Below are 18,686 nucleotides of genomic sequence, written 5' to 3'. Positions count from 1 at the left end.
CATGGCAAGCCAAGGAGAAAATAAGAAAACGATAAACAAGGACAATGCTGGTTTCCCTGCGTACTTAGATTTTGAAAAACTAAGAACAGAAGGAATAGCATATCTTGGTAAACTCTCTGGAAAAATCTGGACAGATCATAATGTCCATGACCCTGGTATTACCATCCTGGAAGTACTGTGCTACTCGCTTCTTGATTTAGGCTATAGAACTAATCTACCAAGCATTGATTTGTTCAGCAGGGATCCTAAGGAAACCGGAGTTGATAATAATTTCTTTACTGCTGCTGAGATCCTGAGCTGTAATCCATTGACCATAATGGATTATAGAAAGTTCCTGATCGATATTGAAGGCGTAAAGAATGCTTGGTTAGAAGTCGCTACCGATCAAACTGACTTTTGTAGGCCAAGATATGATCAGCAGTCAACCAATTACCAAAACAATGATTGCGTTCAATATCTCAATGGGCTATACCATATTTTTATTGAGCCTGAAAAGGATGTGAATAAGGATTTTCCTGATGAATTAACAGCTAATGCCTATTTAGATGCATTGAATAAAACCGTCAAAGACAGATTGATGGCCCATAGAAACTTCTGTGAAGACTTTGTGGATATTACCATGCTTTGCAAGATAGATATTGGTGTCTGTGCCGTGATAGAATTGCAAAATGACGCAGATATCGAAAAATCTTATCAGGATGTCGTGCAAAGGCTAAGGGATTTTATTTCACCTGTACCAAAATTCTACACCCTACAGGAACTCTTGGACCGTCAAAAGGATATAGAAGATATTTTTGCGGGTAGACCTTATAATCCTGCGGAAAGCCATGGCTTCATCGATACAGAGGAGCTGTCAGCCTTAAAACTGAAAAAGGAAATCCATATTTCAGACCTGTATCAGGTAATTTTAGCCTCTGCGGGTGTGAAATCAGTAAATAAGCTAGCCCTAAGAAATTGCGAAACAGGACGGTTTAGTGATATAAATGCATGGAAGTTTAATGTCCCCGAAAATCACATCACTAATTTTTCGGTAGCCTGTTCTGGTATTCAATTCACGAAAAACGGAATCCCGATTGATTTTGATAGTAAAAAATTTGATGGACTGTTTAATCTCAATTTCGCAAATTCAGGCAAAGTATTGTACCAATTGCCATCGGCTTATTTAGACCAAGCCATTCCATCTGGTACCTTCCATGAGAACTTAGATGAATATTTCCTGTTACAGGATGATTTTCCAAGGGTATATGGCATCGCCGAAGGTGGACTGCCAGATGATGTCTCAAACTTGAGGAAAGCACAGGCACTCCAGTTAAAGGGCTATTTACTGTTCTTTGACCAGCTATTGGCCGGCTATTTGGCCCAGCTGAAAAACATTCGAGCCTTATTTTCCATGAACTCGGCAGAGGATGGTCAACGAAGAACCTATTTCCTCAATCAATTGACCGGGAAACCGGAGTTGAGCAAATTACTTCGGTTTGCTGTCGGAACAGATCAGAATGAAGTCTTAGGAGCAGTTGGTGATAGCCTAATTCGCGTGATTAAAAAAAGTCAATTGGACCAATTGATCATTGACCATGCAATTGATATTCCAGCCTTGCAACAGTTCCAATATAGTTCATTGATCAAGCAACAGATAGCAATCAAGCAGTTAATTGAGGATTTTAGCAACAATAGCTATGAATATGGCTTTGTCCATGATCCTGAAGGAAAGATCTACTATTATCTCAAAGGCACTTCAGATGATTACGCTCTGATCAGTAAAATAAGCTTTCCTTCCATTTCTGCTGCAAATCTGCATCTCAGTTCAGTCGCCTATGTGGGTTCCTTTGAAGAAAATTATAGGAGTTTTATCATTGATGAAAACCATGTTTCCTTTGATATTGAATTAAACATGGCTTCTTTCAAGTCCTATCTTGCCTTGATACTGGAAGATGATAATCTGTATTCAGAACGCAGGAATACATTCTTAAACCATCTCTTAAGTCGATTTGCAGAAAGGTTTACGGATGATGTGCTCATGCAATTCAATCAGCAACCTAACCAGTTGATTCAAGCTAAAGAGGATTTTCTCAGCCATTATGATGAGATCAGTTCCAATCGAGGCAGGGCATACGATTACTTAAAAGATGAATGGAACAATGATAATATTTCTGGTTTTGAGAAGGAAGCCAAATATCTTGCAGGGATCCCCAATAAGCAATTGCACAGCCTGTGCAATTTTGTTGTTGAGCAGTTGGATGAATATTACCTCGTTGAATTAAGCATAGCAGAGGATACCTATTTCAAACTGTCAGAAAAGTTTGATTCTCCGAAGGAGGCTGAAGAAGCTGCACAGATGGTTTTCGATTCGCTTGCCCAACCAGAAAGGTTAAGGACAAAGTATATCCCTCACGAAAAGATGTACAGCATTGTGCTGCAATATGACGATCGTTCAAGTGTTCCATTCTACAAACAATATGCAACCTCTCAAGAGGCCGATGAGGTAAGGACTAAACTGAATCGGATGTTTTCCAAACAGCCTGTAGAAGATATTTATATCAGTAGTTATGCGCATAAGGTACAATTGCTGGACCATAACGGTAGTATTCTTAGGAACTATGTGGAAGCTTTTGATTCCGATGTCAGTGCCATGGAGGCTGCTCGAAAGAATATGAGCAAATTGAATGACAGCAATATCTGGTCTGAAGAAGATTCGAAACAACCTAAAATAACTCAGCTTACTTTCAATGATCTTGATAAGGATGATCCAAATTATTTGGACATCAAAGCCTTTAAGATCAATATCAGTAATACCATTGTTGGTAAACCCGATAAATTTACCTACGATATTTTGGACCATGCCAATTCCTTTAAATTTTATGCGGTAAAAGAATTTTCAAGTAACAAAGAAGCGAAAGCCAATGCATACTTAGTATTGAAACTTGCTGGAAATTCAAAAAACTACGCCTTTTACCGATCCGCCATTGATTCCAAATGGCAACTTCAAATTGTCTATCAAGAGCAGGTCGAAGCCATCTGTTATACAGAATTTGAAACCGAAGAGGAAGCTAGAGAACTACGTGATCTCATTATCAGCTCTTTTCAAAAGGCCACCTATAGGTTGTCCACAAATTCATTTCCAAAGGGATGGAAATTTAATTATGAATTAGGCTTTGACCAAGACTCCAATTATAAGTTCAGTAGTAGCAAGGAATATCCATATAAGGAAGAAGCTATTAAAGCTTCACATGCTTTCCAACAAGCTACCCCAACATTAAGGGTTGGTAAAAGTAAGAATGGAATTATCCTGACCCAACAAAACAGAAGCAGTAAATTGCCTACGGTCAATTTGGATACTCCGGAATTTCAGGAGGAAAGCATCAATCGAGCTTTAGATTCGCAGAAGAGCATTGCTCAATATGCCAATAGCAATAAATCCCAGAACTTTAGAACCTCCATAAGGAAAGAGTCTACAGAAAATTCTGCCCGATATATTTACCGGCTTGTGGATAAAGATCATGTCTTGGCCTATTATCAGCAACAATTTCTATCTAAGGAAGAAGCGGTTTTATCCAAAATGAAATTGTCCAGGTTGTTTAAGAGAAAACCAAACTATCTACAGTTATGTCTAGGGTCTGCGGTGGTAAGAGAAGTGTCAGGAGCAAATAAGCAAAAAACCAAGGCATATACCTATCAGGTTCGGGCTCATAATATCCTATACAAGTCTGCCGGACATATCAATGAAGAGTTGGTGCTATTCGAAAGCTTTGATACCTTTTCTACCAAGGAACAGGCGCTTGAAGCTTTTGAAAATAACTATTTCCATATTTTGGAAGTAGCGGCGGTAGAGCAGAATTACGGAACTCTCATCAGTTTCGAAGAGAAAAGGAATACTAATACAGCCGCCCTGGTCTATATTCCTATGGTAACTCAAGAAGAGATTAATGCATTTGGAGAAGGCAGCATTCCACAAATGCTGATGCAATTAGTGCGGGCCTATCCGATAAAAAGGAATGATGAACTGTACTATTTTGAGACTTTTCATTCTGCAAAGAATCCCCAAGGTTGGCATAGTGTCAAAGACTATCCCACTGCGGAGGCAGCTATGCAGGATTTTCTCTTTTTCTTGATGCTCTTAAAGTATGCAGGCAATTTATATGTTGACTGTGATTTTAATGATGATGGAAAAGGTGACTTCCGGATCTATATCCGCGAGGTATTGGCGGAAAGTACCCAACGCTTTTTCACTGAGGAAGAGGCATGGGGACTGGCAGGTGTCGAGAACCTGATCTGTGCCGTTCAATCCAATATCGGTTTCCGAAAATATCAGCGGAAGGAAGATTGCTGCTTTTCATTCTATATTAATTGCGGTGCAGACTTCTTGATCCACCCATGCACATACGATACGGCCAAAAAGAGAAATCAGGTTGTCCTTGATCTATATGATCAATTCAAACGCTTTCATGAAAGAAATGCCTATTCTATTTCTAATGAAGATAATGCTTTGATTTTTCACGATGAAGGCGGGAAACCTTTTGCAACCAAAAGGTTTGGAGCAAATGATAACCAAGAATATTGTGACCTTCTTTTTGATTATCTGGAGGAATTCCAGGCATTAGGAAATGAATATGTCATTGAAAAGGAATTTGTTTTTATAAAGGACAAAAATGGACAGGTAATACTCCAATCTTATAACCAAGGTTGGACTGTCGAATCATTTAAAGAGCAATTGGAACTTTTTCTCTGCTTTTTTCCTATTACCCGAAGCAAAAATCAAAATAATGAAGGCTATCAATATCAGATAGAAATAAAACTGCCTGGCTTTAATTCATGTAAAGAGGAGAATACTGTAAACTGTGGCTGTTCAGATCCAGTGGAGGAGGAGCCTACCTGTTATGTGGCTTGGAAAACTTCCTGCCCAATTGATAATTGCTATATGGCCATGCGGTTGTACAGCTTGACCAGCTATATGCTCAGCAATTTCGAAAATTATCAATCCATCCTGGATTGCAGCTGCAATTCATTTGGAATTGCAATGGATTTCAACCTTCCGGAATATAGGGAACAGTTTTCTATTAATGGAAGACAGATTGCCTTTAATCCTCAGTGCTATGAAACTTCGCAAGAGATGTGCAAGGCTGTCGATCGGGCAAAAGAACTCATTAATGCCGAAGGTTTACAGGTTGTCGAACATATATTACTCAGACCTCGATGTGAAGAAGACTGTGAAATTCGACAAAGCCTTTACTGTAATGAAACCTATTCCTATTGTGGTTTTACTTGGAAAGCTGACCAAGAAGATCCATGTTCCGATCAATCGGATATTTGCTTTGTCCCAGCGATAGATCCCTATTCCTTTATTGCAACCGTAGCTCTACCTGCATGGCCGAAAAGGTTCCGCTCTAAAACGGGAAGAATGCTAATGGAGGATATCTTATACCGTTTGGCACCAGCCCATGTAATGTTGAGGATATTGTGGCTAGCGCCTCATGATTATTGCTGTTTTGAATCAAAATACAAAAACTGGAGGAAATGGCTTGCCAAGAAAAAAACCTGTATAGAAAATTTCTCCAGCGATGATTTCTTGAATTTCCTATTCCATCGTAATTATGAAGATTTAGTGGATTGCGAAACTTGTAAACCATGTAATAGTCAAGTTGAAACCTATAATCCTTGCCTGTATCGTGAAGTTAACCAAGAAAACAGTTACAGCATGCAACAAAGTTTCTTAGACCAGGTAAATGCTTCATTTTGCTGGCGGGTTTCCTATCCTGGTGAATACCAATTCATCAGTTGCGATCAAAACAATCAACCCAATTATGATTACATCCGCAAGGTCCAGAAAGAGAATAAGGAAGAAGAAAAAACTATTGCTCCTGTATTAAATACGGTAAAGCGAGGTAATACTAAAGAATTGAATCTACTGAAAGAAAGACGCATGATGCACTATCGATCAGCAGTAGAACAAGTTGCTGAGAAACTCCAGAAAAACCTGGTTGTTCAAAGTGTCCAAAATTACATGAGCGATCCTAATCTGGCCATAAACCAACTGGAAGCTATAGTTACGCAAATCATTGAAAACAAAAAAACTACGGCAAAGAACTACGTGGTCCTGAATAAACCTCAGATGCACCGTGTCTTGGAATCCGTAGTCTGTTATGCCTTGGATCAGGTCAACCATAAGAAAAAGAACAAAACCGATCTTTCCCTACTCAATGCCGCTTTTGAAAGGTTGCGGAAAGCGAAAATTGATGTAGCTGCGATCTATAATCATTGGGATGGAACGGAATTAAAGAAATATCAACCCGCAATCAATGTACTTGAAATCAAGAATCTGCTATTAGGAAATAAGAAGTGAAATCATGCTGCATATCATCAGAAAACAGCGTATTGAGCTCCTATTATCACAAGGAGAAGCTAGTTTTAGCATTCAGCAAAAACTAAGTAATCAATATTGGGAGTTTTTTGTGCCTTTGATGGATGAAATCCTGTCGGGTTTATCCAACGATGATGAAGTGTTATCACTAGATTCCTTGACCATTGATCTGGGTATTATTAAGCTAATGGATTTAGATCATATTAAATCCAATGGGAGATTAGTAGAAAACATAAAACAGCAATTAGAAGAACAGATACTAAAAGAAAGAGCATTAAACCATCGAGTGAATATTCAGCATACCACTCTCTCGGACTTTCATAAATGGATTTCTTATTTGCGACAGGGCTATTTGGATTGGAATGTTGAATTTCCGATAGATGCTTGGCAAGAACATGTTCTAGAATCCCTTTCTAGTAAGATGGAAACCTTGAATCATTTCATACTGGAGGTAGAACGTAGTCCCAATTTCCGAATTCGATTAGTGAGGCAACATTCAGATAGCTTTTTGAATAGATTGATTAAAGTAATAGCTCCAAAACAGGAAAAATCATTGGATAAAATAGTAAAGGATTTTTTCGCTTTTGTATCCAAATACAAGGAAATTAATGCTGGAAACAAAATAGTTTGGCGAGAGAAGTTCTGGCTGGATTTGCTTCAGGTCGTTTCTAAAGAATTCTTTAATTCAAACTCAGCTGAATTCAAAAATCGCATAGAGCAAATTAAAGTGGCTTACAATTCCTTTGCCAATCCGGTGATTGATCAGGTACGTAGTTTTGAAGAATTTAAAGATATAACCGAGATTAAAGAAGCTATTTTTCAGGACCATGTAGGGTTGGTTTTATTACATCCCTTTTTAAACTCATTATTCAAACAATTGGGATTGGTCAAAGACAAAGATTTCATCTCTCTGGATGCTAAGGAAAAAGCTATCTACCTATTACATTTTGCAGCAACTGGAAAGGAACAGCCTAAGGAGTATGAATTGACAGTTCCAAAACTGCTATGCTCATATCCGATAAAAGCCGCAATTCCTACATCTATAGAAATGAGCAAGGATGAAAAGGAGGAAGTCATTGCTATGATGGAAGCCTGTATCGCCAATTGGGAGATATTGAAAAAGACTTCTGTTGATGGATTAAGGGAAGGCTTTTTACAGAGAAAAGGCAAAATAGAGCTGGGAATGGAAAAGATTACGATACAAGTGGAAAAAGGTCCTATCGATATGTTGCTGGATTACCTGCCGTGGAATTTGAATATGATCAAGTTCCCATGGCTAAAACAGCTTATCCATGTAGAATGGAGGTGAATTTTAGAGGCTTATGAACGAATTATTGAATGAATTTATAGTATAATATCATGTCAGAAAAACCGCTAGTGTTAATATGGAATCAACTTATGCTGGAGGCCATCAAGTTGACCAAAACCTCTGCTCCATTGGCTGCGAGAGCATTGGCAATGATGCATACAGCAATGTACGATGCATGGTCTGTATATGATAACTGTGCCTATAGCACAAGTACAGCTAAATATATAAAAATCCCAAAATCAAATTGTGCCAAGGATAATATCCGTAAGTCCTTCAGTTATGCTGCTTACCGGATTCTGGTGAACCTATTCTGGTTAAAATTGCCAGCTGAAGAAAAGGATATTTTCCGTGATTTTATGTGCCAGTTGGATTACGATCCTGACCATAAAACCCTGGACATTTCCAAGCCGGAAGGGATTGGCAACCTTATGGCAAAATTAACCATTGAACAGCGATATGGGGATGGAAGCAATCCTTATGGAAGCCTGCATATGCCAAGATTTTCTGACTATACAGGTTATAAACCTATCAATCCTCCCGAACACCTGAATAATCTCAGTTATTGGCAACCCCTTCAGAAAATTAAGGAAGGAGCCAAAATCAGGTTCCAACGATTCCATGTTCCACATTGGGGCTTGGTACAATCCTTTGCCCTTCCATTTAGCTGGCAATTTAGACCTGACGCACCTTTTACGAAGGAACAACCTGAGTTCAAGCAACAAGCCCGGGAAATCTTGGATATCAATGCTGCATTGACGGATGAACAAAAAGTCATTGCTACTTACTGGGAAGACGCCAGAGGTTCCTTTACGACTCCTGGGCATTGGTGTGAGATAGCGCAGTTCGTTGCTCAAAAGGAATTCTACAGGAACTCCCAATGCATCAAGCTTTTCTTTGTGCTCAGCAATGCATTGTTGGATGCATCAATTGCTAGTTGGGAATGCAAACATCAATATCAATCTGTCAGACCTATTACGGCCATCAGGAACTTATTCAATGGCCTGCATGTACATGCTTGGGGAGGCAGTTGTAAAGGAACAGAGACGATTAAGGGGGATCAATGGAATCCTTATCTGAAAACGCCAGCGACTCCAGAATATATTTCTGCTCACAGTTGCTTTAGCCGCGCAGCTGCGGTTATCCTGAAGAACTTTACAGGGAATGATGCCTTTGGAGGCAGGACAACCATAAAAATGGGTTCTTCAAAAATTGAACCTGCGGTAACTCCATGTATGGATATCGTGCTGGAATGGCCGACCTATTCTTTCGCTGCTGAGCAAGCGGGACTTGCCTGTATCTATGGGGGAATTCATTTTCCCAAGGCCACTGCCGAGGGGCATAAGCTTGGTTTGAAAGTAGCCATGACCGTTTGGGAAAAAGCAAAAGTCTATTTCAATGAAAAGTAAAAAGGCAAATACAGATCTAAGCATTAGCTTTCTTGATATCAACGCCCCGGCAGAACTCAAATTCCTAGAGCAGTTGATCTTGTACCGTTTGAGCAATTGGTTCCCCGGTGAAACTGAATTTGAAAAGCCTAAACCCCTTTATAGGACCTGGTCCAAAAAGCTGCAAGAATTTATCAAGCATCATCAACTCAATGAACAAGAAGCTTGTCTATTACTGATTGGGATGGCTCCTCATATGCAAGCCGACCTCTTTGATAATGCCATCAACTTTAAACTACAGCGCTCGGGAGATTTTCAAAAAATAGGTGGGGTAAGGGGAAAGGATTTTAGAGGATTTATCCCTACGGGTGAAACTGCTGTCTTTCTTTTAGGCGATGATGATTTTGATAAAAAGACCGCAATCCATAAGCTGTTTTGGGCTGACCATATTTTTGACAGTAAAAAAATCCTATGGTTAGATGATGTGCCGGCAGGAGAGCCTGAGATGAGTGGAAAGATCTTGATTTCCAAAGAATACCTCGATGCATTTATCTATGGCGAGTCTACCCAGCCTAAGTTCAGTGTTAATTTTCCAGCTAAATTAATCCGTACCAAATTGGAATGGAAAGATTTAGTCATCAATGATGAGCTCCAAGAGCAGATCCAGGAATTGAAGAGCTGGTTAAAATATAACAACATCCTGATTAACGAATGGGGAATGGGGGGTAGGATAAACAATGGTTATAAAGCCCTGCTATATGGTCCTTCAGGGACCGGTAAAACGCTTACCGTCGGGTTATTGGGCAAAGAAGTCGGGAAGGATGTGTACAAAATCGATCTCTCGATGGTGATGTCGAAATATATTGGGGAGACCGAAAAAAATCTGGAACAGATATTTGCAAAGGCCGAGGACAAAGGTTGGATCCTGTTTTTTGATGAGGCGGATTCCTTATTTGGAAAAAGGACCAATGTTCGGGATGCCCATGATAAATATGCCAATCAAGAGGTTTCTTACCTGCTGCAACGTATTGAGGAGTATAATGGCATGGTAATCCTAGCTACCAATATGAAAAATAATATTGATGATGCCTTTATGCGCAGGTTCAATGCCATTTTGAAATTCACTGTTCCCGACGCGGCAGACCGCGCCAAAATATGGAAATTGAGTTTTCCAGAAGAGGCCTTGTTCTTTAATGACAAGAACGAAAAGGTAGATATTCCGGAACTCGTGAAAAATTATGTTGTATCGGGAGGCTCTATCGTCAATGCGGTACACTATTCCTGTATCAAAGCCATTGAAAAATCTACTCCCGAAAAAGATCAAAAATCCATATATCTCTCCGATGTATTGGACGGAATCCGTAAAGAATTATTGAAAGAAGGCAAACCTTTCCATTAACAGCTACTCTGAATATGGGGCAATATTAACTTCATGCCCCTTAGAACCCTGAAATATTTATTTTTAAAATCCCTCTCTTATTCGCCTAGGTATTACTATTTTAGGGATAGCAATTACCTTAGGCTTTCGCTATGAAAGCTTCCTAACCTTCAATATAAACTAAATGGTATTTACAATCGTACTTCTTAGCCTATTGTTGCTAATCATTTTCATTACCTATTTTAAAATCAACACTTTTTTGGCCTTCCTGATCGTTTCGATCTTAGCCGCTATCGTCCTGGGAATTCCATTGGCAAAGATTCCGGGAACTGTTGAAAAGGGGATAGGATCTATCATGGGCGGGCTTACCCTGATCATTGTATTAGGTGCCATGCTCGGAAAGTTGATAGCCCATAGTGGCGCAGCAGAAAATATTGCAACCGTTATGGTTCGCCTGTTTGGGGTCAAGCATCTGCAATGGGGAATGGCCTTTACAGGTTTTATTGTCGGTATTCCTTTGTTCTATGGCGTAGGCTTTGTGCTTTTGGTTCCCCTAATTTTTTCAATAGTCTATAAATACAAATTACCATTGGTCTACATCGGTCTGCCGATGTTGGCAGCTTTGTCGGTAACCCATGGATTTATTCCTCCGCATCCCTCTCCAGTAGCCTTGGTGGTCCTGTTCAATGCCAATATGGGATTGACATTGATCTATGGATTGCTCATTGCTATACCTGCCATAATTATTGGCGGTCCTTTGTTCAGCAAAACCCTCAAGAATATCAAGGCTGGTAAATCTGAAATCTTTCAACAGGTAGATCCAAAACCAGAGGACGAGGACTATCCTAAACCTGGGGCTTTCAATAGCTTCTTTACCGCTTTATTGCCGGTGGTCATGATTGTTCTCTTTACCGTTTTACCATATGTAGTACCAAAGGAATCTACCTTCATGCATGAAATCATTGCATTTTTAGGCTCGGCAAATATCGTTATGCTCATTGCCGTTATCTACGCTATGTTTTCTTTAGGGATCTTTCAGGGCAGACCCATCAAAGAGGTAATGTCGGTGTATGCAGATGCGGTCAAGGACATTGCGATGATCCTCTTGATAATTGCTGGTTCTGGGGTGTTCAAAGAGGTAATGGAGGCCAGTGGTGTCAGCTTAAAATTGGCTGAGGCCCTGCAAGGCTTACCTATCCATCCGTTAATCTTAGCATGGATCATTACGGCCATAATCCGTGGATGCATAGGCTCGGCAACAGTTGCAGCACTCACTGCGGCAAGTGTGCTATTGCCTTTGTTGCAGGCTACTGATATCAATCCAAACCTGATGGTCCTTTCGATCGGTGCGGGAAGTCTCATGTTTTCACATGTAAATGACTCCGGATTTTGGATGTTTAAAGAATATTTAGGAATATCGGTAAAAGATACCTTTCGATCATGGTCCATGATGGAGGCTATTGTCTCCACCGTTGGTCTGATCGGTGTAATGATCTTATCTTTATTTATATAAAAATTACTAATCAAAAAATAATAAATCATGTGGAATGCAGATGAACAATTTGAAAAATTAGGTTTAACATTACCTCCAGCACCAAAGCCACTTGGGGTGTACAAACCATGTTTGGTCGATGGAAAATATCTTTACTTATCTGGTCATGGTACGGTTCAAAATGACGGAACCTTGATCATCGGGCGCGTTGGTGAAGATATGGACATGGAAGCTGGTAAGGTAGCTGCTAGACAGGTCGGTCTGGCTATGCTGGCTACGATAAAAGCCAATTTAGGTTCGCTGAATAAAGTAAAACGCGTTATCAAAGTTTTAGGAATGGTCAATGCCACGCCTGATTTTGAAAGACATCCCTATGTAATCAATGGTTGTAGTGAATTGTTTGCTTCGGTTTGGGGCGAGGAAAATGGTATTGGAGTGCGATCAGCAGTCGGCTTTGGCTCGCTGCCAGACAATATCCCGGTGGAGATTGAAGCTATGTTTGAATTACATGAAGGCTAATCATGGAAAATTGGTTTGAAGTAAAAAATTCAGATTGTATCGCTTCCCCTGCTCTTTTACTGTATCCTGATCGGGTAACCCGTAATATTCGCTTGCTCAAAAGAATGGTCGCCAATGATACGTCAAGGTTGCGCCCTCATGCAAAGACCCATAAAATGCTTGAAGTGAGCAAGATGATGATTGAGGAAGGTATTGAGCAGTTTAAATGTTCTACCATTGCTGAAGCGGAAATGCTGGCATTGAGTAATGCTAAGGATGTCCTTTTGGCCTATCAGCCCGTGGGACCAAATATCTCACGGTTTCTGAAATTGATCCAAGAGTATCCGAACACCCATTTTTCCTGTTTATTGGATAATGTAGAATCTATTAAAATAGTCAATTTTCAGGCAAAAGTGCAGGGAATAAAAACCAGCTTCTACCTGGATCTTGACGTAGGGATGGGTAGGACTGGAGCTTCCATAAAAGACATTGAAATGCTCTGGAACTGCATTGCCGAACAAGACAGCTTGCTTTTGGAGGGCATACATGGCTATGATGGGCAGATTAACAATGTTGATGCTTCCATACGTGAAAAGGAGGCAGATTCAGGGTATGATTTACTCAAGCTTGCATTTGATTATTTTCAGGAAAAATGTACTTATCCATTGAAAATAGTAGTGGGCGGTTCGCCTTCGTTTACACGGCATGCTGAACGTCCTAATGTGGCCTGTAGCCCTGGAACCTTTGTGTTTTGGGATTGGGGTTACTCCCAGAAAATACCCGAACAAGCTTTTGAAGTCGCCGCAGTACTTTTGACCCGAGTGATATCCGTGATCAATGAGCATCGCATATGTATAGACTTAGGTTACAAGGCTGTCGCTTCGGAATCTCCATTGCCAAGGGTTAAGTTTTTGTATGCCGATGATGCCGTTCCGATATTACAGAGTGAGGAACATATGGTGCTCAACGTCAATGATAGCAATGAGTATCCAGTAGGTACGGAACTCTATGCCATTCCTTTGCATATCTGCCCAACCGTGGCCTTGTATGATAAAGTCTCGGTCATCGCAGACCATCAAAAGGTTAAGAATTGGCAAGTTGTTGCGAGGAATAGAATGTTAAATATTTAAGGATATTATGGAAGTACAGCCTTTTTTGATCGATGGTCACCTTGATCTAAGCATGAATGCGATGGAATGGAATCGAGATCTCCGGATCCCCATTTCAGAGTTGAACCGGAGGGAAGAGGGCATGGTCGATAACCCAGATCGCGGCAAAGCGACCGTCACTTTCGATGAACTTCGAAAAGGGAACATAGTTCTGGTCGTTGCCACCCAGATTGCAAGGTATGTAGAGCACGGAAGTGTTCTTCCAGGTTGGTTATCTCCCGAACAGGCATGGGCACAAACTCAAGGGCAATTAGCTTGGTACAAAGCGATGGAAGAGGATGGGCAGCTAAAAATGATCCGGACAAAAGCGGAACTAGATGCCCATGTCGCGCATTGGAATGATAATATTGAAGATGTGAAAAAAGCCATCGGTTATATCCTTAGCCTGGAAGGTGCTGATTCCATCGTTAACCTGTCCTATCTTGAAAAGGCATATGATTATGGCCTTCGTGCACTTGGTCCCGCCCATTATGGACCAGGTCGGTATGCCAATGGTACGGATTCCAGTGGAAAGTTAAATCAGGATGGAATTGCCTTGCTCCAGGAAATGGACAACCTCCATATGATCCTTGATGCAACCCATCTCAATGACGATGCATTTTGGGATGCTTTAGATCGATATAAAGGTCCTATATGGGCCAGTCACAACAACTGCCGGACATTTGTTGATCATAACCGTCAATTTTCTGATGATATGATCAAGGCTCTGGTTGACAGAAATGCGGTTATTGGCGTTGCACTGGACGCCTGGATGATGGTCCCAAATTGGATACGGGGAACATCTACTCCAAAAGGAACAGGTTGCAATATGGAGATCATGGCCAACAATATCGACCATATCTGTCAGATTGCTGGCAATACCAACCATGTAGCAGTAGGCAGTGATTTGGATGGCGCATTTGGAAGAGAACAATGTCCCTATGATCTGGAAACCATTGCCGATATCCAAAAAGTATTCCCGATCCTAAGAAATAGAGGCTATGCGAAGGAAGATATACAGAAGATTGCAAACGGCAATTGGTTGAGGTTTATGAGGGGGAGTTTGAACCAGGATTAAAGGGATTAGAGGATGGACCAAGAACTGGGAATCAACCAGGATTAAAGGGATTAGAGGATGGACCAAGAACTGGGAATGAACGAGGATGGGGTTCGACTTTGCTCACCACGAGGATTGGAGGATTGGCCAAGATTATTATTTTTCCCTCCCAGTTATTAGTTTTCAAGGTTGATAGAGACAAATTGTATGGGCCAGATGGTATAAACGAAAAAGCGTTACCATAAATGGGCAATTTATGACAATCTGCCCTAGAATGGCTGAAATATTTTAGAAAGGTATTGAACAATATAAGGTAACGAAAAAAAGGTATTCGATTAATCGAATGCCTTTTTTTGTTAATTCTAGCTAACTTATCGTAACAGGGACTTTCTTGCAAAAAAAATAATCCAAATCTTGATCCATCCTCTCATCCTTTCCATCCTGGTTCAAACTAAAAATTTTAATAAACCCCTAGCATTTTCATATTTTGACCTCTATTTTTCCTTCAATTTTCCTCCTCTCTGTTTTATCGATTTTAGTCTGACCTGACTTTGACCTTATTCGAGACATATTCCGAATTTTCCGAATATGGGTCGAATGAATCTCGAATTTGTCCCGATTGCACAACTCAAATTTTTATTGATTTTCAGGTTCATGTTATACATAATGAATTGTGTAACAAAATTGTTATTAACGTAGGGTTAATATTAGTAAATACCCAAAATAATGGTTTTAGCACAGTAAAAATGGGGTTATGTGTTTTTATTGATTTAATTTTTTAATGAAAATTCCTGAATTCGTTAAAAATTTACGCAAACGATTGCTGTTTTTTTTCCTCTAATTAACTCTTATCATTACCCCAATAATCAATTTTACTAACCGCTAACTATGAACATGAAAAAGGGTCAACCTATTAAAAAACCTATGTCCAATGTTTTTAAGCTTGTCCCAAAATGGGGTCAGGTTTCCGTAGCAACCTTATTGATTTCATCGATGTGTCCAATTGATGTTTTAGGTGCCACAAACATTTCGGAATTATTTCCAGCCGTAACCATGATCGATCGACAGCAGACCGTTTACACAGGAACGGTGAAGGATGCCAATGGTAATCTTTTGCAGGGGGTAACCATCTCCGTAAAGGGACAGACCAAGGCGCTGACTTCTACCGATGCCAATGGAAGGTTCGTTGCTGAAGTACCATCAGATGCTACCCTTGTTTTCAAATTGGTAGGCTTTGAATTCCTAGAAGTGCCGCTGACAGAAAATGAAAAGGACATTACAGTAACTTTAAATGAGGATCTGGCAGGAATCGATGAAGTTGTTGTTGTCGGATTCGGTACGCAAAAGAAAGAAAGTAATGTGGGCTCGCAGGCGACAATCAAGCGAGAAGAGCTCAAGGTTCCAGTTGCTAACTTAACGACAGCTATTGCGGGTCGTTTGGCTGGGGTTGTTGCGACGCAACGCAGTGGAGGTCCTGGTTCTGGTGGTGCAAACCTGTTTGTTCGCGGGGTATCTACTTTCGCAAGTTCACCTCAGTCACCATTATTGATCGTCGACGGAGTACCAGATCGTGATATCAACAATATCGATCCAGAGGACATCGAAAGCTTCACCATCCTGAAGGATGCAACCGCCACTGCCGTTTACGGTACGAGAGGTGCGAATGGGGTTATTATCATCAATACCCGTAAAGGTAAGGCTGGTAAACCTTCCATTTCTGCCGAACTGCAACAGGGTATCACAGGATTTACGTACCTGCCTGATTTCGTAGATGGACCGACCTTTATGGAATTGTTCAACGAAGGTTTGACTATGCGTGGTAAACAACCTTTCTACACACCTGAAAGAATAGAATTGCACAGAACTGGTGCCGATCCGGATCTATATCCAAATGTGGATTGGTATGATGTGCTTTTTAAGAACAATGCAACCAATAACAGGGCAAACGTTAATATTACCGGTGGTGCAGATATCGCCCAATATTATTTGTCTTTAGGCTATTACAACGAAACCGGTCAGTTCAGGACTGAAGATATCGACACCTACAATTCAGCATTGAAAGAGGATCGATTTAATTTCACCAGTAATTTGACCGTCAATGTAACCCCAAATACCAAGATTGATTTTGGTATCAATGGTTTCTTGAAAAACTATAATGAACCGGCAAGGGGTAGGGACTATATTTTCGCTTTGGCGACTCAGACCTCACCACATGTAATTCCAGTTCAATATTCGGATGGCTCATGGCCATTTGTGAAGGGTGCAACAGAAAACCCATTTAAGGCTTTGACCCAATCGGGTATCAATAACAGATATGATAACGTGGTTCGTTCCAACCTGAGATTGACCCAGCAATTAGGGTTTGTAACTGAAGGTTTGAGTGCTAATGGATTATTCGCATTTGATGCAACGGTTCAATCCGTTCTTTCTAGGGTGAGAAACCTGCCATCTTATTTTGCTGAGGGCAGAGATGATGAAGGCAATCTGATCTTGAACTTGACGGATGCAGGATCTCCAGACCTAAACTTTGGATTGGGAAGATCATCAACCCGCCGTCTATATGCAGAAGCTTCTTTGAACTATAACCGTGCATTTGGAGACCATGAAGTTGGCGGTTTATTGTTGTTCAACCAAACGGATTTTTCCGATGCGGCATCCAATGTAGGTTCGTATCAAGCGGCTATTCCTTACAGAAATAGAGCATTGGTGGGAAGAGCAACTTATGCTTACAACAGAAAATACCTTTTTGAATCCAACTTCTCTTATTCCGGATCTGACAACTTTACGCCAAATAACCGTTTTGGTCTGTTCTCTTCCGTAGGTTTAGGATGGGTAATCTCGAATGAGGAATTCTTTGAACCATTGAAAGAACATATCGATCACTTGAAATTACGTTATTCCTATGGTTCTTCAGGAAACTCGAATACTGGAAACCGTTTCTTGTACCTAACAAGATTTGCTCAAGAAGGTGGTTCCTATAATTTCGGTATTCCAGGATCTCAAAGAGGATTTACGGGGTATGTAGAATCCTTGATGCGTGGCGATGTAACTTGGGAAACTTCCTACAGACATAATATCGGTTTCGAGATCAATCTATTCAATAGCGAATTGCAATTCATTGCTGAGTTATTTAAGGAAGATAGAGAAGGTATCTTGATGCAAGGATTGGATATTCCTTATGTATCGGGATTTAATTCTGGAAACGTTCCTTACAAAAATATCGGTGAAACAGCCAATAAGGGTATCGACTTGACCTTGGAGTACAACAAGCAAATGACCAATGGTTTCTTTATGGCAAGAGGTACGATGAACTACAACTCTAACCGTGCTGTGAAAGATAATCTACCACCATGGGCATTCCCGTACCTGAACAGAGAAGGTCACCGTATCTCTCAGCGTTTCGGATACATTGATCAAGGATTGTTCAAGACTGATGAGGAAATTGCAAACTCTGCATCTCAAGCTGGTGATGTACGCGTAGGGGATATCAGATACAAGGATTTAAATGGTGATGGTATCATTAATTCCAATGATCAAACGGCCATTGGTTATGGATCAACTCCATTACTGACTTATGGTATTACCTTAGGTGGAGGATTTAAGGGATTTGATATGAGCTTATTCTTCCAAGGTTCTGGTTTGGTTGATCTTAACTATGCGAGTGGTTTCGCGGTGACCCCGTTCTCGCAAGGTGCGACTTACGGAAACATGTACACCAATCTATTAGACCGTTGGGATCCGAACAACCCTGATAAAGAAACTTTATACCCAAGATTATCGACGAATGAAACCGTTACGACCAACTATTATGGAAGTACATATTGGTTGCACCGTTCGGATTTCATTCGCTTGAAGCAAGCCGAATTTGGTTACAACTTTACAGACAGATCTTGGTTGGATAAAATTGGTGTTTCTAAGTTCCGGATCTATCTGAATGGAACCAATTTGTTCACTATTTCAAACTGGGATTTCTGGGATCCAGAAATGGGAGATGGTAGAGGAGCAGCTTATCCCATTACACGAGTTTACAATATGGGGATAAGACTAAATTTTAAATAAGAATA

The 18,686-nt window shown here is 40.5% G+C and carries 9 protein-coding genes; all 9 read left to right on the top strand.

Annotated features, from left to right (window positions below; translation table 11 throughout):
- The first annotated feature begins 1 nt into the window (after position 1).
- Positions 2–6,337, top strand: coding sequence for a hypothetical protein (locus ACWIB3_RS13150; protein WP_454291831.1), 6,336 nt, complete (start codon positions 2–4; stop codon positions 6,335–6,337).
- A gap of 4 nt (positions 6,338–6,341) precedes the next feature.
- Positions 6,342–7,664: a contractile injection system tape measure protein gene (locus ACWIB3_RS13145; RefSeq protein WP_454291830.1), complete on the top strand. Its 1,323-nt coding sequence runs from the start codon at positions 6,342–6,344 to the stop codon at positions 7,662–7,664.
- A gap of 50 nt (positions 7,665–7,714) precedes the next feature.
- Complete coding sequence (locus ACWIB3_RS13140; RefSeq protein WP_454291829.1) at positions 7,715–9,070, top strand: DUF6851 domain-containing protein; 1,356 nt, start codon at positions 7,715–7,717, stop codon at positions 9,068–9,070.
- On the top strand, positions 9,060–10,448 hold the full coding sequence (locus tag ACWIB3_RS13135) for an ATP-binding protein (protein WP_454291828.1): 1,389 nt from the start codon (positions 9,060–9,062) through the stop codon (positions 10,446–10,448). The genes ACWIB3_RS13140 and ACWIB3_RS13135 overlap by 11 nt, the downstream gene beginning before the upstream one ends.
- A 163-nt stretch (positions 10,449–10,611) precedes the next feature.
- Complete coding sequence (locus ACWIB3_RS13130) at positions 10,612–11,940, top strand: gluconate:H+ symporter (protein ID WP_454291827.1); 1,329 nt, start codon at positions 10,612–10,614, stop codon at positions 11,938–11,940.
- Between the two features lie 27 nt (positions 11,941–11,967).
- The gene (locus ACWIB3_RS13125; RefSeq protein ID WP_185212326.1) at positions 11,968–12,438 is read left to right on the top strand and encodes a RidA family protein; all 471 of its coding nucleotides are present in this window, start codon (positions 11,968–11,970) and stop codon (positions 12,436–12,438) included.
- 2 nt (positions 12,439–12,440) lie between these two features.
- Positions 12,441–13,547, top strand: a complete 1,107-nt coding sequence (locus tag ACWIB3_RS13120) for a D-TA family PLP-dependent enzyme (RefSeq protein ID WP_454291826.1) — start codon at positions 12,441–12,443, stop codon at positions 13,545–13,547.
- Positions 13,548–13,554: 7 nt separating this feature from the next.
- Complete coding sequence (locus ACWIB3_RS13115) at positions 13,555–14,643, top strand: dipeptidase (RefSeq protein WP_454291825.1); 1,089 nt, start codon at positions 13,555–13,557, stop codon at positions 14,641–14,643.
- An 867-nt stretch (positions 14,644–15,510) separates the two neighbouring features.
- Positions 15,511–18,681: a SusC/RagA family TonB-linked outer membrane protein gene (locus ACWIB3_RS13110; RefSeq protein WP_454291824.1), complete on the top strand. Its 3,171-nt coding sequence runs from the start codon at positions 15,511–15,513 to the stop codon at positions 18,679–18,681.
- Positions 18,682–18,686: the final 5 nt, after the last annotated feature.

It is taken from the genome of Sphingobacterium sp. NPDC055431 (assembly GCF_053644255.1).
This window is presented reverse-complemented; position numbering and strand designations above follow the sequence as displayed.